Raw genomic sequence first — 22,837 nt, 5'->3', positions numbered from 1 at the left:
TCAACCCTACCGAGCCTCTACATAGGCACGGGGCGCACCATCGTGCACACCGATACTGAAAAATCGGGGCGATTTCATAAATCGGCGAGGGTTCTTTCCAGCTGATCTTTAAGGGCCACCCGTTCGGCGGGCGTCAGGAACGCGCCAAGCTCCACCTCCCTCGGGCCGCCTTTCAGGGTCAGGTAATCCGGTACCGGGCCGCTTTTGGGGTGGATCTGCACGCGGACCCAATATGGGTTTGCCTCCCAATCGCGGGGGGGACGTTTACGCTCATGGCGCTCCACGCGGATCAGGTCACTCCAGATCATTACGTCTTCATACAGGTCCATGTCCCGCCACGACCGCTTGAGGGCTGTCCAGATCGCCCAGATTGCCAAGACCACAAAAGGCAGCAGCGCCCAGAATACCGAGGTGCCGATGATTGCCAGCAGCGGCATGGAGATAAGCGTCGCGGTCACGGCGATGAACCAGACGAAGCCCTCGGGCGTGAGGCTCTTGTAAGGCGTCAGACGCAAGGACAGCTGCGGAGAGCCGCGTTTCGACGTCGATAAACTGGGTGCGGCGGTGGTGATCGGCATAGGATTTATTCTGCGGCGTCAGCGCTCAAAGACAAGGGGCAAGCCGTCGCGGAGCGCTACCGTTTGCGCCGCCGGTGCAGCCAGGCGCGAAGCGACAGGCCGAACAAGGTAACATAGGCCGCCACCCCGAGGCTTCCGCCGAGTGTGGCAAGCAGTTGCCAGCGCGCAAACGTATCCGGGTAATCAATGTAGCGCTGCGGCAAGCCGCCGGTCGCCAGGAACATCTGTGGCGCAAGCATCAGGGCGATACCCAATGCGAGCACACACAATGCAATCGCGCCGAAGGCGGCAATACGGGGCGTGGACCTGCGGAGTAGTGCGAAGTGGAGGGTCACTGCCAAAACGACAAGGGACACCGCCGCGAACATGAAGGGACCATGGGCGATCACGTAGTAGGTGTCATGATAGGCGCGATCGGGGCCTTGCTGGCGCCACGTGATACGGCTCATGCCGAATGCAGAAACGGCGCCCCCGAGGAGGGCGCCGCTTGTCAGTACCAGTAGCCAATCGTGCCAGCGCATGCGTGCGCTTAGTGGTCCGGCTGTTTGTCCCACATGTCGCGGGTCGGCAGCACCTCGAACGTGTGCTCTGGGGGTGGGTTGGGCAATGTCCACTCCAGCGTGTCTGCGTGCTCACCCCAGTAGGCGGGCTGCGTCACCTTCTTACCGGCGAAGAGCGTGTAGAACACGATGCCGATGAAGAAGAGGAACGACGCGAAGGAGATGAACGCACCGATCGACGACACGTAGTTCCAAAGCGCGAAGGCGTCCGGATAGTCGATGTAGCGACGCGGCATGCCCTGACGGCCCAAGAAGTGCTGTGGGAAGAACGTCAGGTTGGTGCCGATGAAGAACACCCAGAAGTGCAGTTGACCGGCCCATTCAGGGTACTGGCGACCCGACATCTTGCCGATCCAGTAGTAGACGGCGGCAAAGATGCCGAAGACGGCGCCAAGGCTCATCACGTAGTGGAAGTGCGCCACGACGTAGTAGGTGTCGTGATAGGCGCGGTCCACACCGGCCTGGGACAGGATGATGCCTGTCGTGCCGCCGAGCGTGAAGAGGAAGATGAAGCCGAGGGCGAACATCATCGGGGTCTTGAACGAGATCGAGCCCATCCACATCGTCGCGATCCACGAGAAGATCTTGATGCCCGTGGGCACGGCGATGACCATCGTGGCGACCATGAAGTAGGCCTGCTGGGTCAATGTCATACCGACGGTGTACATGTGGTGCGCCCATACAACGAAGCCCAGGCCGCCGATTGCCACCAGCGCGTAGACCATCGGCAGGTAGCCGAAGATCGGCTTCTTGGCGAAGGTGGAGACGATGTGGCTGATGATCCCGAAGGCGGGCAGGATCACGATGTAAACCTCGGGGTGGCCGAAGAACCAGAAGATGTGCTGGAACAGGATCGGGTCACCGCCACCGGCGGGATCGAAGAAGGTCGTGCCAAAGTTCCGGTCCGTCAGCAGCATGGTGATGGCACCGGCCAGAACGGGCAGGGACAGCAGAAGCAACCAAGCGGTCACAAACACGGACCAGGCAAACAGCGGCACTTTGTGCAGCGTCATGCCGGGGGCGCGCATGTTGAGGAACGTGGTGATGAAGTTGATCGAACCAAGGATGGAAGACGCACCCGAGACGTGAACCGCGAAGATCGCGAAGTCCACGGCACGGGATGTTTCAACGCCTTGCGCCGAGATCGGCGGATAGAAGGTCCAACCCGGACCCGCGCCGCCATCAATCGTGACAGAGCAGAACGCAAGGCCCGTACCGGCCACATACATCCAGTAAGACAGGTTGTTCAAACGAGGGAACGCCATGTCCGGCGCACCGATCATCAGCGGCATGAAGTAGTTGCCAAAGCCGCCGAATAGGGCGGGAATAACCACGAAGAACATCATCAGAACGCCGTGACCCGTAATCAATACGTTCCACATCTGCCCGTTGGGCGAGCATTCCTGCGTTGCGTCAGCGATCAGTCGAGCGCCTTCCTGGCACATCAGCTGAACGCCGGGGTTCATCAGTTCCATCCGCATGTAGACGGTGAAAGCCACCGAAATCAGGCCCACGAGGCCAGCGGTGAACAGATAAAGGATACCGATATCTTTGTGGTTGGTCGACATGAACCACCGGGTGAAGAACCCCCGATCGTCGTGATGCTCGTGCCCGGTATGGGTGGCGTCTGCCATGGTTGTCTCCTGCTTCGCGCTTGGGTCGCGGTGTGGGTACACGAAGCGAACGCCCGTGAGGGCGGCGCAATTCGAGTCTATTGTCAGATGGTTTAGTGCGCCACCGCGCCCGGATCAACGCGACATCTCGCGTTCATGTGATCTTTGTGGTGGGTAATTTTGGCGCAGGTCTAATTGAATAGGCGCGGACCGAACGGTCTTCGCATCGATCCCAAGCGCGTCTCTACGCCAGCAGAAGGCGGAAAATGACCCCTGCCGCGATCAACGTCGGAAGGATTGAAATCAGCAGCAACACGCCATCGCGCAGCAATAGACCAAGTCCGATCATCACCACCGCTGCCCCCAAGAGGGAGGAGGTGAAGGGGATCAGCTCCATAATTGGCATGACGGCACCATAAACCGCCGCAATGGTCAGGAAGGCGGCGCGCGCGGGCGGCAAGCTCAGCCATTCCAGACGCGAGGTGGCGCGGGCCTCCAACCACTCCGCCGCGCTGTGGATACGGTCCATCGCCTTTTCAATTCGGCTGGGGTCGATCCGTTGCCGACGCAGGAAACCGGGCAGCCAAAGCCTGTCGCGCCCCATCGCCGCCTGAACGGCGCAAAGGAAAATCATCACGCCTACGGAGGTGGAAAACAACGGAATTCCCGACAGCGGCGACACCAACAGCAGCCCCATGACGGTCATCATCGGCAACAGGCCATTGGCGCCCGCCTCGTCCACGATCTTGGCGACCTTACCGTCGTTTTGCTTGGCCGCACGGGACAGATCATCGGTCAGGTCCGACAGGGCCGGCTCGGGCGTGGCGTCAGAACTCGCCAAGTTGCTGCTGGTTTCCATTGTCATGGAAAGGCAACACCCCAACCACAAGGGGGTTCCCATTTGCCCGCGCTTTATCTCTGAAACACGCGGGCGAATTGCCGTTTCAAGGCCAGATCGAGATCGGTGATCGTAACCGGCAGCCCCAGATCCACCAAGCTGGTGACCCCGTGGCCTTGGATGCCACAGGGCACGATCCCGTCAAAATGGCTCAGGTCCGGTTCCACGTTGATCGAGATGCCGTGAAAGCTCACCCATCGGCGCATTTTTACGCCGATTGCGGCGATCTTGTCTTCGCGCGGGCTGCCGTCGGGCAGGGGCGGCTTCTCGGGGCGTTCCACCCAGACACCGACGCGTCCTTCTCGGACCGCGCCGCGCACGTTGAATTCATCCAGCGCCGCGATCACCCATTCCTCCAACTTCTCCACAAAGACCCGCACGTCGCGGCCCCGTGTGTTGAGGTCCAGCATCACATAGGCCACGCGCTGGCCGGGGCCGTGGTAGGTGTATTGCCCGCCGCGTCTGGTGTCGAAAACCGGGAACCTGTCGGGCTCTTTCAGGTCGGCGATATCGGCCGACGTCCCGGCGGTATAAAGGGGCGGATGCTCCAGAAGCCAAATCGCCTCTCCGGCCTCTCCCCGGGCAATGGCGTTGGCGCGTGCCTCCATCCGCTCTACCGCCAGAGGGTAGGGCACGGGCTTGTCCGAAGTGATCCATTCAACCATGGGGGCGCTTTCGTTATTGGGGCAGAAGGCCCGCATCCTTGATCGCGGCGATATTGGCGCGGCTGACCGGAATGTCACCCCCACCCGTGACCTGCAAGACGGCCCTGTCTCCGTCACGGCGCGCGTTTTGCACCTGCGCCAGCGCCACCCAGTGAGAGCGATGAACCCGCAGACCCGCCGTCGGCTCTGCCTCGCGGATCGCATCTGACAGGCGGATCAAAACAAGGTCCTCACCGCGCGTGGTGCGGATGCGGGTATAATGATCCTCGGACGAGAGCGAGACCAGAGGGCCGCGTTTGTCCAGTGGCAGGCGGTCAAGCAGCGCGGGCAGACGGGCCTCCGAGGAGGGCTCTGGCTGGGGCAAGGAGCGGTCGATGGCATGAAAAATGACCGAAATGATCAGCGCGATGGCGAAGAATTGCAGGAGCAGCCCGGGCAGCTCCGCACCCGTGGGCACCATGCCAAAGGTCACAAGGTTAAGCGCAACGACCAGTGGCGTGATCGTCAGCCCCGTTGCCACGCCGGCAATTGCCACCTTGAGAGGCATTGGCAACGCCGTCGGCAGCGCCTGTTGCAGAAACGAGTTCACCAAAAGCCCGACCGAATAAGTCGCGGCGGCCATCACCAGCCAATAGGCGAAGCGTGGGGCCAGCGCCAGGTAAGTGCCCGTCTCAAACGGCCCCAGGATCGCCAGCAACCCGGCCACGGCACAAAGGATCAGCAGCGTCGCGGGGGCGGAAAACTGCGCCCGCCATTGGCGAAGCGCGAAGTGCGATGGGCTGTCGTTCACGAAGCCTGTCCTACGGTTGGCGAAGGCGCGCTGGCTCGGCGTCTTCCGGCATGGGTTTAGATACGCAATCGAAACGCAGATGCCAATCCACGGAGCTTTCCATGACCCTGACCCCGCTTCTCCACATGCCCCTCTACCTGCAAATCCACGTCACCTGCGCGTTGGTCTCAGTTATCCTGGGCGCCTTCGTTGTGTTGCGCCGCAAGCGGGACAGGCTTCACAAGATCACCGGCTACATCTGGACTGTGGCCATGGCAGCGGTGGCATTGTCGTCGTTCTGGATACGCGAATTCGCCCTGATCGGCCCATTCAGCCCCATTCACCTGTTGTCGGTCCTGACGCTTTGGACGCTTTGGTCCGGGATACGCTTTGCCGTGGCAGGGCGCATTCGGGCGCATCGGGCCGCGTTTCGCAACCTTTACTGGTACGGCCTTCTGGTGGCCGGAACGCTCAACTTCTTGCCGGGGCGGCGGATGAACCAAGTGGTGTTTGGGAACGCCCCGGACATGGGCCTGTGGCTTATCGGGGCGGTGGCAGGGCTGGCGCTGGCGTTCAACCTCGGGCTCTTTGCGGCCCGTCGTCGGAGGGCAGTAAGTGCCGCGGCAGCGGCCTAGGCACCGCAAGGCAAGGGGAAGGGTAGGGGATTCCTGCCTAAGGGAATCGGTAGGTTTTCTGCTAATGTGATTTTCAGAGAGACTGCCCCTTCTTGTCTGCGGAGAATTTATTTATGTTTGCTAAGTATTTAATGACATCCTCGCTTGTCGCTGCCATCGCCCTGACACCCATCGCTTCGGCCCCCGCACAGGCGCAAGACGCCCGTGATGTGATTGGCGGCCTGCTTCTAGGGGGCGCGATTGGCGTGGCCATTGGCGCGGCCTCGCAGCCCCGCACCCGCGTAATTCAACCTGCTCCGCAGCCTCAGGGCACACCGCCCACGGCGCAACCCTCGCAGCCCGCGCGCCCCCACCGTCCGCGCCCTGCACGCCCCGCGATCCCCGCGACCGAGGCCGGGCGTCAGGTCCAGACGGCCCTGAACTACTTTGGCTTCGATGCGGGCTTTGTTGATGGCCAGGTCGGCCCCGCCACCCGTAGCGCGGTCGAGCGGTATCAGGCGTTCCAAGGCTACCCCGTCAACGGCCGCTCGTTCCCCGAACCACAGGCGCTGCACCTGATCAACGCCTACCAATGGGCCACCAATGGCGGCGCCACTCAGACCGGCCTGCAAGGTCAACCTTTGCTGGGAGCCTATGCTCAGGTTCTGGCGGGTAACATCACGCCTGCCACGACCACAGCCCCCCCGGTCGCCGGTGGCACTACCGTTATCGTGAACCCCGCGACTACAACGATTGTGCCCGCCCCCGGCCCCAACGCGCCGGTCACCACCGTTGCTGCGCCCGCAAATGGCCCGGTTCCCAACCTGTTCGCCAATGCTTCGGCCACGCCAGTTCTGTCGTCTCGGTGCGATGCCGTGGCGCTTCAAGGCCAGGCAAACGGCGGGATGATGACACTGGGCAACCTGTCCAACCCCAGCTTCGCCCTGTCCGAGCAGTTCTGCACCGCCCGTGCCAGCGCCGTGAACCAAGGTCACGACCTGACCCAGGCCATCACCGGCCTCAGCTACGCCGACATCACCGTGCAATGTGAAGGCTTCTCCACCGCCGTTGCGGGGCAAACCGCGCAACTCAGCACCCTGACCCCACTGGAGGCCATGGGCTCGGCGCAAGGGTTTGCCTACACCACGGGCATCCCGCAGGCCGAACTGGCCGGCACCGCCCGGGTTTGTCTGGGTGTCGGCTATGGCGCCGATGACATGGATATGGCCATGGGGTCTGCCCTGATCCTTGTCGCCTCTGGCGAGCCTGCCTACGGCGAGCTGATCGGCCACCATATGCGCGAAGGCTTCGGCATGTCGGCCAATGATGCGGCCGCTCAGGAATGGTTCGACGTATCCCTCAGCGCTGTTGAGGCGGGCGCCCCCGCCGTGTTCAGCCCAACCGATGCAGGCCGCTTGCCCCTGATCCGTCAGGCCGTTGCCATGACCTTGGGCGGCCAGCCCGTGCCAGTTCCCGCCGCAAGCGTCACGCAAGTGCCGACGTTCAACGTGGCCCCCGTTCAAGTGCCGAACCCGGTCAGCGTAGAGCCCGAGATCGTCGTTGCGCCGCAGTCCGTGCTGCCGACGTTCCAAGTCAATCAATAGGTCTGCGACCCGATTGATACCAGAAGCGGCGGGTCCATCCGGGCCCGCCGTTTCGCGTTGGACGGCCTGAAGACACATTCTGTGACAAAAAACCGAACAAGAGGCCTCGGACCCCCTTCACATCGCCTTTCCGAGCGGCTACAGACCGCGCACTACCTGATCACGTGCGCTCGTGGCGGAATTGGTAGACGCGCAGCGTTGAGGTCGCTGTGGGGTAACACCCGTGCGAGTTCGAGTCTCGCCGAGCGCACCAGTGAACCGTACAAGATGTCATATTTAAAATGAAAATCTGACGGCTCACCGACTAATCCCTCCAAATTATCCTCCACTGCCGTAGCGGTTGTGCTGAAGCATATCGTGCGTTCGGCCTCTTGAGCAGAAAACACCGGCCTGTGGAGTCCTCCTTGCGCCGACGCGATAATCTGAAGCGTCAGCCGAGGGGCGCTTCACTCGGTTGCGGGAAGTTTGACGTACTTCAGAAACGCCATGGCTGCCGGAGACAGGGTGCGCCCGGTTCTGCGGACCAACCCGATCCTCCTGCGCGCGCCGAAGTTTGAGATTTCTCTCACCACGAGGCTGTCGATCCGAAGGACCCTCAAGGTCAGGCGGGGCAGTACGGTGATGCCCAAGCCGGCAGAAACCAGCGCCCCCGCAGTGGCCAAGTGCGACACCTCAAAACGGGGTGTCAGCGTGGTGCCCGATTGTAGGCAATTGCTGTCGATCAACTCTCTTACGCTGGTGCCCATGGCCATCGCGATCTGTGGCATAGTGATCAATTCGGCCCAATTATAGCGGCGGTCCTCGGCGAGGTCTCCGTCAGGCAAGCCCAAGGCGACGAATTCATCCGCCATCAGCGGCTCGAATGACAGTCTGGACCGCGCGGTGGCCGTTCCTGCGGTGAACCCGATGTCCGCCTCTCCGGCCTCGACAGCATCAAGGACGTCGCCAGACAGGGCATCAATGATCTTCAGGGTAATGTCGGGGTAGTCACGAGAGAATTCTCTCAGGATCTCCGGTAGCAAACTCGCCGTGACCGATGGCAGCCCGGCGATTGTGACCTTGCCCTTGCGGCCGGAGCGGAAGTTTTCAAATTCTGCGATGCTGTCTTCCGCTAAATTGACCATCCGCTCAGCCACCCTCGCAAACGCGAGGCCGGCATCCGTGATTTCCACGTTGCGCGTGTCACGATCAAACAGGCGCGCCTGCAACCGCGTTTCCAGATTGGTGATCTGGCGTGACAGGGCGGACGGCGACATATCCAGCTGATCCGCAGCAATTCGGAACGACTGCGCCTGGCTCAGGATCAGAACTGCCCGGAAATCGAGCAGTGTTGGATTGCTGCGTTTCATGCATCAATTATGATCAAAGTTACACTTCCCGCAACAGGTATCGGCGGTAAATATGTACCAGCAAAGGCATGCGAGAGGCATCCTTTCATCATTTGCTAGGGAGGATGATATGAACACCTTTACCAGAACGTTGCTTGGCGCGACTGCGCTCGTGGGATCGGCCTTTGCCGCGCAGGCCCAGGACTTGCTGATCGGATCGACCTCGGCTTCGTCCAGCCACTACGCCTATTTCGTGGCTGTCGGACAGCTTATCAACGAACATGCCGAGGGCGTGGACGCGACAATCGTGGAAACCGGCGCGACCATGGACAACATACAGCGTATGGCGCGTGGCCAATTGGACCTTGGATTGGTGACGACCAATGTGGTTCAACACGCCGCTGCCGGAACAAATGCCTTCGACGGCAACCCGCAGGACCTGCGCTTGCTCTGGGTCTATACCAACGCTCCGCAAAACGTCATCGTCCGGGCAGATGCAGGAATTGGCAGCCTTGAGGAATTAGAGGGCACGGCCTTCAACCCCGGCATTCGCGGATCGGCCACGGAAGCCACGGCTGAGGCTGTTTTCGCCACGCTCGGCCTGACGGCGGATTTCGTGCGCGGCTCCACCACAGACATCGTGAACTCGATCCGTGACAACCGCGTGATCGGCTATGTGAAATCCGGCTCTGGCAACCTGCTGGACGCATCCACCATGGATATCGCGACCGGCACTGACATCGCGGTTCTGGGCCTGAGCCCTGAACAGGCAGAGATCCTGCGGGCCGAGATGCCTGATATCTCCGTCGTGGACATCCCCGAAGGTGCCGGGGAGGGCATCCCCGCCTACACCACCTGGAGCTTCGGTGTCGGCGTTGCCGCTCCCGTCGATATGGACGAGGAAACCGCGTACCAGATCGTCAGCACGATCATGGCGGATGAGACAGCACAGGCGAACGCCATGGCTAGTCTAGCGGGCGCGGACATTGCCGAGATGACGCTTCAATTCGGCACCATTGCGCTCCACCCCGGTGCCGCGCGCTGGTTTGAAGAGAACGGGCACGATATCCCCGATGCTTTGATGCCTGCGGACGGCTGATCCCATGACCTTGCCGCAAATCCAGAAAGCGTTGGCCATCCTGGTCGGAGTGTTCGTGTTCTACACGGCCGCGGCTGGCCCTTTCGAGGGGTTGGTTCAGCGGGCGCTGTTTCTGGCGCTTGTCACGGCCCTTGGGTTTGCGCTCTACCCCTTGGGTGCCGGGAAGTCCTGGCGCCCATTTGGCTTGGCGATTGATTTGCTCCTGACGGCGATTGCCGTGTCAGCGTGCGGATACATCATATGGAACTATGAACGGATCATGTCGTCGTTGCCTTGGGCCACGACGCTTGAGATGGCGCTCACGGCGGGTCTGGTACTGGCGGTGCTGGAACTGGGGCGTCGCACAGTCGGGATCATTTTCCCAATCCTGGTATCAACGGGCGTTCTTTATGCGCTGTACGGGAATCTTTTGCCTGGCACGCTCAGCCATCGGGGCTTTGACGCGGCATTTGTGACCGAGACCATTTTTCTTGGCGATCTCGGTATCTGGGGGATGCTTACGGGCGTTGCGGCCACAGTGATTGCGGCCTTCGTCCTGTTTGGGTCGCTGTTGCTTCACACCGGCGGCGGACAAGCCTTCATGGATATCGCCATGCGCTTGGGCGGGCAGCAACCGGGCGGCGCGGCCAAGATCGCGACCATCGCCAGCGGGCTTTTCGGCACCATTTCCGGATCTGCCGTGGCCAACGTGGCGACGACCGGCAATTTTACCATCAACATGATGATCCGCCTCGGCTATCCGCGCCCCTTTGCGGCAGCGGTGGAGGCCGTGGCGTCGACCGGGGGCCAACTGGCCCCGCCGATCATGGGCGCTGCGGCATTTGTCATGGCAGAAATCCTTGGCATCCCCTACGTCACCATAATCCTGGGTGCGATCATCCCGGCGCTTCTGTTTTATATCTCTGTCTTCCTCACGGTCCATTTCGTCGCCATCCGCCGCAACCTTGCCGTTGTACCTGAGGGCGACCTGCCCGAGTGGAGAACCATCGTCGCCCCGCGCCGTATCCTGCCCATTGTGCTGGCCTTCGGGGGCCTTGGTCTCGCGATCTACATGGGCCGTTCGATCGCCACGGCGGCATTTTACGGTGTCCTCGGGCTTCTCATCGCCTTCGTGCTGACCCAGGCCGGAAACGTGTCCGTGCGCGAGATGATAACCAAGGTCACGGACGGGCTGGAGGATGCGGGAAAGGGCATGGTCATCATTGGCGTGCTTCTGGCGGGTGCGCAGGTGCTGGTGTCGATGATCAACCTGACGGGCATCGGCGTGACCATGTCGACGCTGATCGTGGCAACCGCAGGCGATGTCGTGCCCTTGGTGGCAATCATTGTGGCGGGCGTCTGCCTTGTCATGGGAATGGGTCTGCCCACCACGGCGGCCTACGTTTTGGTCGCGGCAACGCTTGCACCGGCCATGACGGCTGTGGGCGTCGATCCGCTGGTGGCGCATCTGTTCGTCTTCTACTATGCGACCATATCGGTGATAACACCGCCCGTTTGCGTGGCCGTTTTCGTAGGCTCAGGCATTGCACAGACAAACTGGCTGCCTGCCGCGGGGCAGGCCGTGCGGCTGGGGGCGGTGACGTACCTCATTCCGTTTCTGTTCCTTCTCTATCCCGGCATGACCATGCAGGGCACATGGATAGAGGCGTTGCAGGGACTGGTTGCAGGCATCGTTTTGGTGATCGCGATCCCGGCTCTTTTGTCTGGCATCCGGGTCACGGGGTCGCGCGTGTTTGACATCGCGATCATGCTGGCGGCCATCGGCATCGCGGTCTTCCCGCATCCTGTTTCACCCTTTGTGGCGCTTGCCCTGCTTGCGGGCGTTTACGCAATGCGGGCCACCAACCGAAAGTCCTTGGCATGAGTGTTTTGCGTATCGGAGCAGGGGCCGGATTTTCAGGAGACCGGATTGAGCCTGCGGTTGACCTGGCAAAGCGTGGAGAGCTTGATTTCCTCATCTTCGAGTGTCTCGCGGAACGCACCATTGCGAAGGCTCAGAAGGCACGCCTTTCGGACCCCAATGCAGGCTATGACCCCCTGCTGGAGTGGCGGATGCGCGCGGTTCTGCCGGTGATAGCAATGAACGGTACCCGCATCGTCAGCAACATGGGCGCGGCCAACCCCCGTGCCGCGGCACGTCTCGTGCGCGATATTGCGCGCGAGTTGGGGCTGGACCACCTGCGTATCGCAGCCGTAACCGGCGACGATGTGCTGGACCAGATCGGCGATTTCACCTTGGAGGAAACCGGATCACCGGCGGCCTCTTTGAAAGACCGTCTCGTCTCGGCCAATGCCTATATCGGCGTCGCTCCCGTTGTCGCTGCACTGGACGCCGGGGCGGATATTGTCATTTGCGGACGTGCGGCGGACCCAGTCCTGTTTCTTGCACCGTTGGTGCATCACTTCCGCTGGCGCTTGGATGATTGGGAGCGGCTCGGTCGCGGCACGCTGGTGGGGCATTTGCTGGAATGTGGCGCCCAGATCACCGGCGGCTACTTCGCCGATCCCGGCAAGAAGGACGTCCCAAATCTGGCGGAGGTCGGCTTCCCGCTGGCGGAAGTGACGGCGGATGGCAACGCGGTTATTACCAAAATTGACGGAACCGGTGGCTGTGTCACCCGCGCCACCTGTATTGAGCAACTTCTGTATGAGATCCACGACCCAGCCAGCTATTTCCAGCCCGACGTAATCGCGGATTTCTCAGGCGTGGACTTCACAGAGGTCGGTCCGGATCGCGTGGCCGTGAGCGGCGCTACAGGGCGGGCCGCCAACGGATCGCTGAAAGTGTCCGTCGGGTATCGCGATGGCTGGAAAGCGGATGGGCAGATCAGCTACGCGGGCGTCAATTGCGTGGCGCGCGCTGAGTTGGCCGGTGAGATCCTGAAACATCGTCTGAGCAAGCGCGCCACAGGGGTTACCGCGACACATTGTTCGCTCATCGGCGCAACATCCATCCCGCGCAAAGAGGCCATGACCGGTTCAACGCCATCTGAAGTCCGGCTTAGGTTTGCGGCCCGCTGTGACACCCTCGTGGGCGCCGAAGCGGTCGTCAATGAAGTCGAAAGTCTGTATCTGTGCGGTCCTGCCGGCGGCGGTGGCGTGTCCCGCTCCGTGGAGGAGATTGTCGCAATTGCCTCCACAATGATCCCTGCGGAAAAGGTTCAGACCGGGTTTGAACTTTTGGAGGTAAGCCATGCTGTTGCATGACATCGCCCACGGGCGCACAGGCGACAAGGGCGATACGTCCAACATTTCGATCATCGCCTATGACCCGAAGGACTGGGACACACTGGTGCAGACCGTCACCGTGGATCGCGTGCGCGCTCACTTCGGGCCGGGCTTTGCCAGTGGGGTGACGCGGTATCTTGTGCCTCAGTTGCACGCGATGAATTTCGTGCTGAAAGGTGCGTTGACCGGCGGGGTTACTCGGTCTCTCGCGTTGGATGCCCACGGTAAATGCCTGGCGTCTGTCTTGCTGGAGATGGATGTTGACGCCTAGACACGCTTGATGGCGACCCCGCTCGACCATAGTTGGCCAAATCGACACTGGCCACGGTCCAACGTCCGCGTCTCAGGTCAGGAAAAGCTGGATTGAGGGCTTGAGATCAAGCCGCTGGCAGAGGCATTTGGACGAAGTTTTCGCGACGGTGACAGGCGAGCGGCCCTACTTTATGCGGCCCGCAGGTCAAGAGAGAGAGGTGTTGGAAAGCTACGCCGCCAAGTGCCAAGACACGAAGGCCGCGTTAAACTGCAACAGGAAAGCCGCGCGCAAGCATGGCCAGCAGGACGTAATTTCCCCGGGTAAGCTGCGCGTCTATGATGCTGCGTTTTCCGGCTGTGTTTCCCATGCAGCCGTAATGTCGAGCATCCGAAGCAGGGGTTCATAATGGCGGACGACCGCCGTCCGATACCCATCGTGGTTGCCGGATTGGACCGCTTCAAGGATGTCGCCGTGGGCTTGCGCGGTCTGACACAGATCATCAGGAAGCGCCAAACCCAGTCGTGGCAAAACCGCCGTATGAACATCCCAGAACGCCGTCACCATCTGGCCAGCCAATTTATTCGGGATCGGGGCCAATAATTCCGCATGGAATTGCCTGTCCTCGGCCATGAAGGTCTGCCCTTTGGCTGCTTTCCCCTTCATCTGGGTCACGAGCTGGGCCAGAGATTGGTTGTCGTGGCCTTGGTGGGCCGAAATAAGCTGATCCGCCATCGCCTGATCGAACGACGAGCGTAGTTCGACCACTTCACGCAGGGCGGTCAGGTCATCGCCCGAGGACAAGACGCCGCGAAAAACCAGCGTTTCGACCAGCGGCGCAAGGCTCATCTTGCCGACCCGGCTGCCATGGCCATGTTGCACCTCAACGATGTCGAGGGTCGTCAACGTGCGCATCGCCTCGCGTACTGACGTGCGGGAAACGCCAAGTTCGCGGCACAGCTCCGGCTCCGTTGGTATAGAATCACCTGGACGCAGACCCGAGAGAAGAATCAGTTGCTTGATCTTCTCGGCCGTCGTGTTGCGGCGTTTGCGGGCGGCATCGGAATGCAGGTCACTCGCTTTGGCCATTGGGCTTCCTTTGCATTGGTCGGGCGGAGAAAAACGCCGGAGCGGGCGCGATTACGTTGCGGTACATAGGGGATTGATCGAAATCACGCCATCCTCTATCAAAAGATAAGACGTCATACGTCTGATGTCAAAATTGGAGGAAACTGATGAAAAACGAAAACCTGGCGCTGTCGCGTCGCGCACTACTGCTCGGGACGGGCGCAGTAGGGTCCATGCTGCTGCTGAGCGGCGCGCCTGCTTGGGCGCAAGACGACGTCGATATGGACGCAACCATTCTGGCGGGTATCGCATATGGCCTGTCGGGCACGTTTGACCCCTTGAACGCCTCGGGCGCCGTGACGCTGGCTGCCAACTGGCACCTGTTCGAGGCCCTCGTTGACCTCGACCCTGTCACCCGCGAGCCCTACGCCGCACTGGCCGCCGAGATGCCCACATCCGCCGACGGCATGACTTACGACATTGCCCTGCGCGAAGGGGCTGTGTTTCACGACGGCTCTCCGGTGACAGCAGACGACGTCGTTTTCTCCTTCGAACGCGTTCTCGACCCCGACTCCCGGTCCCTGTTCCGGTCCTTCGTGTCCTTCATTGACACCGTTGAGGCCGTCGACGAGACCACCGTGCGCATCACCACCGGCTTCCCGTTCTCGCTGTTCAATGAGCGTCTGGGTTCGGTCAAGATCGTACCTCGCGCCATCGTGGAAGCAGACGAAGACGCCTTCGGCTCCCTGCCGATCGGTTCCGGCCCGTTCCGTCTGATCTCTGCCGTGCCTGAAGCAGAAGTCGTGTTCGAGCGTTTTGACGGCTACAACGGTCCGCGCCCCGCATTGGCCGCTGACATGATCTGGAGCCTGATCTCTGACCCGACCGCGCGCGTGAACGCGATCTCGTCCGGGACCGTCATGGCTATCGAGGATGTGCCTTACATCGACGCGGGTCAGGTTGCGGCTGTCGCGACCGTCGAAAAGGTTCAGTCCTTCGGCCTGCTGTTTGCGATGTTCGACACAAGCTCTGCGCCGTTCAACGATGTGCGTGTGCGCCAGGCGTTCCTCTACGCGATCGACATGGACAGCATCATTGGCACCGGCATGCTTGACAATGCTGCCGCCGCGACGTCGTTCCTGCCGGAGACCCACCCGAACTATAACGAAGCCTCGACCGTCTATACCCACAACCCCGACCGGGCGCGTGAGTTGCTGGCAGAGGCCGGTGTGGACTCCCCCCTCGACGTCACCTTGATGATCACGGACCACAGCTGGGTTCGCGATCTGGCACCAATCTTCAAGCAAGCCCTTGATGCGGCCGGATTCAACATCACTCTGGATGTCGGTCAGTCCGGCGGTCACTACGCCAGTGTAGATGCCGGCGAGATGCAGGTCATGATTGCACCGGGCGATCCGTCGGTCTTCGGCAACGACCCCGACATCCTGATGCAGTGGTGGTTCGGCGACAACGTCTGGCCGACAAGCCGCTACCGCTGGTCCGACAGCGCCGAGTACGCGGAGCTCACCGACCTGCTGAACCAGGCTCTGCGTCAGACCGGTGACGAGCAGCAGGCGACCTGGAACCAGGCGTTCAATCTGATCTCCGATCACGTGCCGCTGTATCCGCTGTTCCACCGTCAGGTGTCTACTGCATGGGACGACACGCAGCTGGAAGGCTTCGCGCCGGTTCCGACCACGGGCATGTCCTTCCTGGACGTGGGCGTCAAAGCGTAAGCACAATCACATACTACCTGGGGCGCCGGTATCTATCGGCGCCCCATATCGCTTGACCTGGAGATGATTGGGGCGCGGGCACGTACCTGTTGCCGCCCAAACTCTCTGGATGCCGCCGATCGCCTAGGGAGCCCGCCGCACATGTCACAAGTCTTCGATCTCATCCTGCGCCGCCTTATGCAGTTGCCGATCATGATCCTTGGGATCACGTTTCTTGTTTTCTTCGTGATGTCATTCTCCGACGTCGATGTGTCCATCACGGCATTGGGGGAGGGCGCGTCGATTGAGGCGCGTGAGGAATATCGCGAGGAAAACGGTCTCAACGACCCGCTTCTGACGCGCTATGCCTCGTTTCTGGTGGGCCTCGCGCAGTTCGACCTTGGCACCTATTCCGCGCGGCAGCTTCCTGTCGCCGACGAGGTTCTGCGCGCTTTCCCGATCACGCTGCAACTGACGTTTCTGGGCCTGATCATCGCGGTCACGGGCTCGGTCTTGCTGGGGGTCATTGCTGCGGTGTACCGCGATGGATGGCCAGATCAGGTGATCCGCCTGCTCTCCATTGCGTCGCTGTCGACGCCGTCGTTCTGGCTTTCGATCCTTCTGATCCAGATTCTTGGCTCGCGCGTCGGTGTTTGGTCGGTATTCCCCGTGGCCGGACGCCTACCGGATATGACCGACGATTTCGGCGGCTGGTTGATGCGCATGGCGCTTCCCGCTTTCGCCCTTGCGATGCCCGTGATCGGGCAGTTGGCGCGCGTCGTGCGAACCTCGATGGTAGAGGAATTGGACCGAGACTACGTTCGCACCGCCCTGGGTGCAGGGATACCGCGCCGCATCGTCGTGGGGCGCAACGTTCTGCGCAATGCCTTGATCACGCCGATTACGGTTCTGGGTCTGCGCATCGGCTACCTGCTCGGCGGCGCAGTCGTGATCGAGATCATCTTCAACATCAACGGAATGGGCATGCTGATCCTGAACGGCGTGACCAACAATGAACCCAACCTCGTACAGGGCGTGACGCTGACGGTCGCGCTTGCCTTTGTTGTCATCAACGTCGTCGTTGACCTGCTGTACGTGCTCGTCAACCCGCGCATCCGGACCGTTTGAAATGATCAGATCTGAACTGACCGAAAAGCTCTCGACGACCAAACTGACGCTGAGCCTCCTGCGCAATTTGCCCACCGCGTCAAAGATCGCGCTCGGGATCATTGCGACCGTGTGCCTTGCCGCTGTCTTCGCGCCCTTGATCGCGACCTTCGATCCGCTGGCGACCGGTCTGACGCGCGGCCCGGCTGCGCCCGATGGCACCCATTGGTTCGGCACCGACAGGCAGGGGCGCGATATCTATTCGCGGCTGCTCTACGGCGCCAGTTACTCGCTGATCATCGGCTTGGGTGCCACCGCCGTCGCCTTGGTCGTCGCCGCCGTTCTGGGCGCGATCGCGGCCACGGCCGACAAATGGGTCGCCGAGGTTTTGATGCGGATGCTGGATATGGTCATGTCCTTCCCCGGCATCGCACTGGCCGTCGTGTTCGTGTCGGTCTTTGGCCAGTCGCTGATCGTGTTGGTCCTGACCATCGCGTTCCTCTACGTGCCACAGCTGACCCGCGTGATCCGGGCCAATATCATCGGTCAATACGGCGAGGATTACGTGGCCGCCGTCCGCGTCATGGGCGCGCCAACCCACCGCATCCTGATCAAACATGTCGCGCGCAACTGCCTGGCCCCGATCCTTGTCTTCGCCACCGTTCTGGTCGCCGATGCCATCGTGTTCGAAGCGTCGCTCTCCTTCATTCAAGCGGGTGTGCCGGATCCAGAGCCGTCCTGGGGCAACGTCATGGCGGCAGGCCGACAGTTGGTGCTGTCGGGCAGCTGGTGGCCGACGTTCTTCGCCGGTGTGCTGATCACGACCACGGTTCTGGCGCTCAACATCCTGGCCGAGGGCATGACCGACGCCATGGCCGCGCCCCGTGCCCGCAAGCAGGTGGATGCCACCGCCGTTGAGGCCGCCGTAGACCAGTTGGAAGGCCCCAAGGCCGTTGAGGCCCTGAAGGTGGACCCCGAAGTGGCCTTGCAACAACGCCTTGATGAGTTGCGCGCGGTCGAGATGACCCGCACCGACCGCCCGAAGTTTGACGCAGACGTGCCGCCTCTGCTCGAGGTCAAGAACCTCAGCATCGCCTTCCCGCGCCACGGCGATGTGGATGTGGTCGATGACATTTCGTTTTCCGTTCGCCCCGGTGAAACGCTGGCGCTGGTGGGGGAATCCGGCTGTGGCAAGTCGATCACTTCGCTTGTCGTCATGGGGCTTCTGGACCCGCGCGCGCGGATCAAGGGCGAGATCTTGTTCGAGGGCAAGAACCTGCTGACCATGAATGAAAGTGAACGCAACGCCCTGCGCGGCAAGGGGATAGCGATGGTCTATCAGGATGCGTTGTCGTCGCTGAACCCGGCGATGATCATCCGGGCGCAGATGAACCAGTTGACGTCACGCGGCGGCACACGCACCGCCGAGGATCTTTTGGAACTGGTGGGGCTGGACGCCGAGCGCACGTTGAGTTCCTACCCGCACGAACTGTCCGGCGGCCAGCGTCAGCGCGTGTTGATCGCCATGGCTCTGACCCGTGATCCCAAGCTGGTCATCGCGGATGAACCCACGACCGCGCTTGACGTGACGGTGCAAAAACAGGTTGTCGAACTGCTCGATAAGCTGCGGCAGGAACTGGGGTTTGCGATGATCTTCGTGTCCCACGACCTCGCGCTTGTGGCTGAAATCTCGCATCGGATTGCGGTCATGTACGCGGGTCAGATTGTCGAACAGGGGCCGAATTTCGATATTCTTACGCAGCCCATCCACGAATACACACGTGGTCTACTGGGCGCGGTCCTCAGTATCGAGGCCGGGGCCGAGCGCTTGCACCAGGTCCGTGGCACCGTGCCTTCCCCGCGCGAATTCCCCAAGGGCGACCGTTTCGCGCCGCGCTCCTCCAATCCCGAACGCAACGCGGGCGTCACGCTGGTCACACGTCAAGTTCCAGGGACAGAGCATTTCTACGCCGCACATCCCGATGATGAACTTGTCCAGCCGAGGGGGGATGTCGCATGAACACCCAAGTCAGCACACCTGCCGTGATCGAGTTGCGCAACGTCGCCGTCGACTTCCGAGTGCGTGCCTCGGGCATCAGCAAACCTGTCTACCTGCGCGCGGTCGACGATGTGACGCTTGCCGTGCGCAAGGGTAAGACCCTCGGGATCGTGGGCGAGTCGGGCTCGGGCAAATCCACCGCCGCCAAGGTCCTGATCGGCCTCCAGCAACCCAGCGAGGGGCAGGTTTTGTTCGGCGGCGAAGAGGTCCGCAAATTTGACGCCGCCACACGCCGCAAAATCGGGCGCGTCGTCTCGGTGGTGTTTCAGGACCCGGCGACGGCGCTCAATGGCCGGATGCTCGTGCGGGATGCCCTGATGGACCCGCTCGAAGTGCACGGCATCGGCGACGACGCCAGCCGCCGCGCCCGCGTGTCGGACCTGATCTCCAAAGTCGGCCTGCCGCAATCGGTGCTGGATGCCATCCCGGCGCAGCTCTCGGGGGGGCAGCGGCAGCGCGTGGCCATCGCGCGCGCCCTTGCGCTGGAGCCGCAGGTGATCGTCGCGGACGAGCCGACCTCGGCGCTGGACGTCTCTGTGCGCGCGCAGATCCTGAACCTGTTGCAAGACCTGAAAACCGAGCTGGACCTTGGGATGGTGTTCATTTCCCACGATATCCAGACCGTGCGCCATATCGCCGACGACATCGCCGTGATGCGCGGTGGCAAGATTGTCGAATACGGCACCGGGGCCGAGGTTCTTAACAACCCCAGCCAAGACTACACCCGCACGCTGCTTGGGGCCGCCCCCAGCCTGCTGCACGTCACATCCCAACCCTCAACCTAAGATCCGGAACAACATGACTACTGCATCTTACCACGGCATCATCCCGCCGATTGTTACACCGCTCAACGCCGACGGCACAGTCAACCATGACGATCTGGCGAAGCTGGTCGAGCATTTGATCGACGCGGGCGTCAATGGGCTTTTCCCGTTGGGGTCCACGGGCCAAGTAGCTTACCTGACCGATGCCGACCGCCTCGCGGTGATGAAAACCGTCTGCGATACGACCGCTGGCCGGGTGCCGGTTCTGGCCGGTGCGATCGAGCTGACCGCTGCCCGTGTCGCCGACAGCGCGAAGGCGTTTCTGGAGGTCGGCGCGGATGCCATCGTTGCCACCGCTCCGATTTATGCGATCAGCGATGAGGGCGAGATTGCGGACCACTTCCGCATGATCCACGCCGCCATCAATGCACCGCTCTTCGCCTATGATATCCCCGCACGCGGTTGCCGCAAACTGTCACCTGACCTGCTGGTCGATCTGGGCCGCGAAGGCGTCATTGTGGGGGTCAAGGATTCCTCGGGTGACGATGTCAGCTTCCGCCGTCTGATTGCGATGAACGACGCGGCGGGCCACCCGCTTTCGCTGTTCACCGGCCACGAAGTGATGGTCGACGCCATGGGATTTGCGGGCGCCGATGGCGCCGTTCCGGGCCTCGCCAACGTGGATGCGAGCGCTTACGTGCGGTTGTGGAAGGCAGCCAAGGCCCGCGACGTGAACACGGCGACCGAGGAACAAGAACGCATCAATCGCCTGTTCGAGATCGTGTTTTGCCCCACAGGACGTTCCGGCGATGCAGCGGGCGTTGGCGCATTCAAAGCGGCTATGGCTTTGCGTGGGTTGATCTCTACCGCGACGATGACTGCGCCGTTGAAACCGCTTGACGACAAGGTGCTGGAGCAGATCCGCGTGATCGTGAAAGACGCAGGATTGCTCGACTAGCAGCAACTGCATCACGCAGGTGCGGGCCCTGTCCGCGTCTGCGCTTCATACGAAAGAGGGCGTCTGTGAATTCTCTGCTGGCTGCTGACACATCAAAATTTGCGGGTCCCGTCGCCTGGCCGAAGCTGCCACAAGGCATCAAGAATGGCGTGTCGGGGCAGGCGGGGCGGCGTCTGTTTATCGGCCTCGGTTCTGCCGGGCAGTCGATGTACGCTTTGGACCTCGATGCACTAAGTTCGGGGTGGGTGGAAGTGGCCCCATTCCCCGGCCCCAAACGCGATGGCGCCGCGTGCGCAACGGTCGGCGGTCGGCTCTATGTCTTTTCCGGGTTGGGGATAGACCCGCCAGATGCCGTCGCCCCGCGCGTGCTGCAAGATGTTTTCATGTTTGATCCAGCCACCGATGTCTGGACCAACGTGGACACGAAAACGCCAACCGGCTTGCTCGGCGCGTCTGCATTTGCGCTTGATGACGACAGAATCGGATTGGTTGGGGGCGTCAACACCAGGGTTTTTGACACCTTCATGGTGACGGCGGCATCCGAGGATGCCGAAAGCAACCCAGAGCACTGGCATGAGACCCTTGAAGCCTTCATGTCCATGCCCCCCGAAAACCACAAGTGGAATGCCAAGCTGAGGGTCTATTCCATTTCGGCAAACGCATGGTCGGACCTCGGCGACAATCCATACCTGCCGAACACGGGCGCGTCCTGTGTTGCGGTGCCAAACGGTGTGGAGCTTATCAACGGCGAGATCAAACCCGGCTTGCGCACCCCCCAGGTCAAACGGATCAGGTTTCAGCGCGATGGGGTGGTGTGGACCGAGCAAGACCCGATCCCGCCGCTCGCGGGCCGTGGGATGCAAGATGGCCTTGCCGGCGCCTTTGCCGGCCACGCAAATGGCGTTTTGCTGGTTGCGGGCGGCGCGAATTTTCACGGATCGCGGGCCATCGCCGCGACTGGCGAGTGGTATGCGCACCGTGGGTTGCAGAAGGTTTGGAACCGGGACATCTACGCGCGAAAATACGGCAATTGGCAGGTCGCCGGGCAGTTGCCGACAGGCTTGGCCTACGGCGCAAGTTTTGAGGTTCCCGGTGGCTTGCTGTTAGTCGGCGGCGAAGACCAGGACCAAGGCGCCCGCACGGACGTGCTATTTCTGACATGGAATGAACCAAGCGATCAGGTGACTTGCACGTCTTTGGTGCCAGAACCTCTCATCCCCGAAATATCTGAGCGTGCGTGATGAAAACCAGGCCAACATTCTGCAAGGACATATGAAATGAAACTCCTTGAAACTTTGCGGGGCGGACTCGTCGTTTCTTGCCAACCGGTGGACGACGGGCCAATGGACCGGCCCGAAATTGTTGCCGCCATGGCTGCGGCAGCAGTGGCAGGCGGTGCCGCCGGACTGCGGATTGAAGGGGTTGCGAACCTCAAGGCCACGCGCCAGGTCGTTTCCGTTCCGATCATCGCTATCCTGAAAAGAGACCTCGACGACAGCCCGGTAAGGATCACGCCCTACTTGGCCGACGTGCAGGCACTGGCGGACGCGGGGGCAGATATTATCGCCTATGACGCCACGGATCGACCGCGCCCTGAAACGACCGAGGCGATCCTTGCCGCAATCCATGGGGCAGGGGCGCTGGCCATGGCGGATTGCTCAAGTCTGGACGATGGCCGCCGCGCTTTGGCTCAGGGCGCTACAATCCTTGGCAGCACCCTCTCGGGCTATACCGAAGAGACCGCCGGGCGCGCCGAGGGTGTGGATTTCGACCTCATTCGGGCCTTCAAGGATTTGGGGGCGTTCGTCATGGCGGAAGGTCGCGTGAACACGCCCGAACTGGCGCACGAGGCGATTGCCGCGGGTGCGGATGCGGTCACTGTGGGAACGGCCTTGACCCGGCTGGAGCATATCACGGGCTGGTTTGGTGACGCGGTCAAGAACGCAGGTAAGGCGTAAGC

Annotated in this window: 21 protein-coding genes and 1 tRNA gene; 14 read left to right on the top strand and 8 right to left on the bottom strand. The window is 61.6% G+C overall.

All coding sequences use genetic code 11. The features are described 5' to 3' along the window. Positions 1-74: 74 nt before the first annotated feature. The 6 genes from AADW23_RS18070 to AADW23_RS18045 form a co-directional block, all read right to left on the bottom strand. Positions 75-578: a DUF2244 domain-containing protein gene (locus AADW23_RS18070; RefSeq protein WP_341862337.1), complete on the bottom strand. Its 504-nt coding sequence runs from the start codon at positions 576-578 to the stop codon at positions 75-77. Positions 579-634: 56 nt separating this feature from the next. Then, positions 635-1,027 carry a cbb3-type cytochrome c oxidase subunit I gene (locus tag AADW23_RS18065; protein ID WP_341862336.1) on the bottom strand — a complete coding sequence of 131 codons (393 nt, stop codon included), beginning with the start codon at positions 1,025-1,027 and terminating at the stop codon, positions 635-637. Positions 1,028-1,107: 80 nt separating this feature from the next. Further along, the gene (ctaD, locus tag AADW23_RS18060) at positions 1,108-2,772 is read right to left on the bottom strand and encodes a cytochrome c oxidase subunit I (RefSeq protein ID WP_341862335.1); all 1,665 of its coding nucleotides are present in this window, start codon (positions 2,770-2,772) and stop codon (positions 1,108-1,110) included. 223 nt (positions 2,773-2,995) lie between these two features. After that, positions 2,996-3,616 carry an exopolysaccharide biosynthesis protein gene (locus AADW23_RS18055; RefSeq protein ID WP_341862334.1) on the bottom strand — a complete coding sequence of 207 codons (621 nt, stop codon included), beginning with the start codon at positions 3,614-3,616 and terminating at the stop codon, positions 2,996-2,998. Between the two features lie 47 nt (positions 3,617-3,663). Next, the gene (gene lipB, locus AADW23_RS18050; protein WP_341862333.1) at positions 3,664-4,314 is read right to left on the bottom strand and encodes a lipoyl(octanoyl) transferase LipB; all 651 of its coding nucleotides are present in this window, start codon (positions 4,312-4,314) and stop codon (positions 3,664-3,666) included. 13 nt (positions 4,315-4,327) lie between these two features. Next, on the bottom strand, positions 4,328-5,104 hold the full coding sequence (locus AADW23_RS18045; RefSeq protein ID WP_341862332.1) for a LytTR family DNA-binding domain-containing protein: 777 nt from the start codon (positions 5,102-5,104) through the stop codon (positions 4,328-4,330). Positions 5,105-5,205: 101 nt separating this feature from the next. Between AADW23_RS18045 and AADW23_RS18040 the strand changes: the two genes are divergently transcribed. The 3 genes from AADW23_RS18040 (at position 5,206) to AADW23_RS18030 (ending at position 7,554) form a co-directional block, all read left to right on the top strand. Next, complete coding sequence (locus AADW23_RS18040) at positions 5,206-5,718, top strand: DUF2306 domain-containing protein (RefSeq protein WP_341862331.1); 513 nt, start codon at positions 5,206-5,208, stop codon at positions 5,716-5,718. A 131-nt stretch (positions 5,719-5,849) separates the two neighbouring features. Then, positions 5,850-7,301 (top strand): peptidoglycan-binding domain-containing protein, encoded by a 1,452-nt coding sequence (locus tag AADW23_RS18035; protein ID WP_341862330.1) that lies wholly within the window; start codon positions 5,850-5,852, stop codon positions 7,299-7,301. A gap of 166 nt (positions 7,302-7,467) precedes the next feature. Then, positions 7,468-7,554: transfer RNA gene (locus AADW23_RS18030), tRNA-Leu, on the top strand. Positions 7,555-7,747: 193 nt separating this feature from the next. Here AADW23_RS18030 and AADW23_RS18025 read toward each other — a convergent pair. After that, positions 7,748-8,650, bottom strand: a complete 903-nt coding sequence (locus AADW23_RS18025) for a LysR substrate-binding domain-containing protein (RefSeq protein WP_341862329.1) — start codon at positions 8,648-8,650, stop codon at positions 7,748-7,750. A gap of 109 nt (positions 8,651-8,759) precedes the next feature. Between AADW23_RS18025 and AADW23_RS18020 the strand changes: the two genes are divergently transcribed. The 4 genes from AADW23_RS18020 to AADW23_RS18005 are packed head-to-tail and all read left to right on the top strand — an operon-like array spanning position 8,760 to position 13,227. Beyond that, entirely contained in the window at positions 8,760-9,728 is a 969-nt protein-coding gene (locus AADW23_RS18020) for a TAXI family TRAP transporter solute-binding subunit (RefSeq protein ID WP_341862328.1), read from the top strand. 4 nt (positions 9,729-9,732) lie between these two features. Beyond that, complete coding sequence (locus AADW23_RS18015) at positions 9,733-11,592, top strand: TRAP transporter fused permease subunit (protein ID WP_341862327.1); 1,860 nt, start codon at positions 9,733-9,735, stop codon at positions 11,590-11,592. After that, positions 11,589-12,935 (top strand): acyclic terpene utilization AtuA family protein, encoded by a 1,347-nt coding sequence (locus tag AADW23_RS18010; protein WP_341862326.1) that lies wholly within the window; start codon positions 11,589-11,591, stop codon positions 12,933-12,935. The genes AADW23_RS18015 and AADW23_RS18010 overlap by 4 nt, the downstream gene beginning before the upstream one ends. Continuing rightward, on the top strand, positions 12,922-13,227 hold the full coding sequence (locus AADW23_RS18005) for a hypothetical protein (RefSeq protein ID WP_341862325.1): 306 nt from the start codon (positions 12,922-12,924) through the stop codon (positions 13,225-13,227). The genes AADW23_RS18010 and AADW23_RS18005 overlap by 14 nt, the downstream gene beginning before the upstream one ends. 315 nt (positions 13,228-13,542) lie before the next feature. Here the strand turns inward: AADW23_RS18005 and AADW23_RS18000 are convergent, their stop codons facing one another. Further along, positions 13,543-14,295, bottom strand: a complete 753-nt coding sequence (locus AADW23_RS18000; RefSeq protein ID WP_341862324.1) for a GntR family transcriptional regulator — start codon at positions 14,293-14,295, stop codon at positions 13,543-13,545. A 146-nt stretch (positions 14,296-14,441) separates the two neighbouring features. Between AADW23_RS18000 and AADW23_RS17995 the strand changes: the two genes are divergently transcribed. From AADW23_RS17995 to AADW23_RS17965, 7 genes are all read left to right on the top strand, one after another. Further along, the gene (locus AADW23_RS17995) at positions 14,442-16,010 is read left to right on the top strand and encodes an ABC transporter substrate-binding protein (protein WP_341862323.1); all 1,569 of its coding nucleotides are present in this window, start codon (positions 14,442-14,444) and stop codon (positions 16,008-16,010) included. 141 nt (positions 16,011-16,151) lie between these two features. After that, positions 16,152-17,117 (top strand): ABC transporter permease, encoded by a 966-nt coding sequence (locus tag AADW23_RS17990; RefSeq protein WP_341862322.1) that lies wholly within the window; start codon positions 16,152-16,154, stop codon positions 17,115-17,117. Between the two features lies 1 nt (position 17,118). Then, on the top strand, positions 17,119-19,116 hold the full coding sequence (locus AADW23_RS17985; RefSeq protein ID WP_341862321.1) for a dipeptide/oligopeptide/nickel ABC transporter permease/ATP-binding protein: 1,998 nt from the start codon (positions 17,119-17,121) through the stop codon (positions 19,114-19,116). Next, positions 19,113-19,940 (top strand): ABC transporter ATP-binding protein, encoded by an 828-nt coding sequence (locus AADW23_RS17980; protein ID WP_341862320.1) that lies wholly within the window; start codon positions 19,113-19,115, stop codon positions 19,938-19,940. Before AADW23_RS17985 ends, AADW23_RS17980 begins: the two co-directional genes overlap by 4 nt. Before the next feature lie 13 nt (positions 19,941-19,953). Continuing rightward, positions 19,954-20,877 (top strand): dihydrodipicolinate synthase family protein, encoded by a 924-nt coding sequence (locus AADW23_RS17975; protein ID WP_341862319.1) that lies wholly within the window; start codon positions 19,954-19,956, stop codon positions 20,875-20,877. Between the two features lie 65 nt (positions 20,878-20,942). Beyond that, positions 20,943-22,118, top strand: a complete 1,176-nt coding sequence (locus AADW23_RS17970; RefSeq protein WP_341862318.1) for a YjhT family mutarotase — start codon at positions 20,943-20,945, stop codon at positions 22,116-22,118. Positions 22,119-22,154: 36 nt separating this feature from the next. After that, positions 22,155-22,835 (top strand): putative N-acetylmannosamine-6-phosphate 2-epimerase, encoded by a 681-nt coding sequence (locus tag AADW23_RS17965; RefSeq protein ID WP_341862317.1) that lies wholly within the window; start codon positions 22,155-22,157, stop codon positions 22,833-22,835. The last annotated feature ends 2 nt before the right edge of the window (positions 22,836-22,837 follow it).

The sequence above is a fragment of the Gymnodinialimonas sp. 57CJ19 genome, from assembly GCF_038396845.1.
In the GTDB taxonomy this organism is placed as follows: domain Bacteria; phylum Pseudomonadota; class Alphaproteobacteria; order Rhodobacterales; family Rhodobacteraceae; genus Gymnodinialimonas.
The sequence above is the reverse complement of the archived record's forward strand: the minus strand, read 5'-3'. Positions and strand labels throughout refer to the sequence as shown.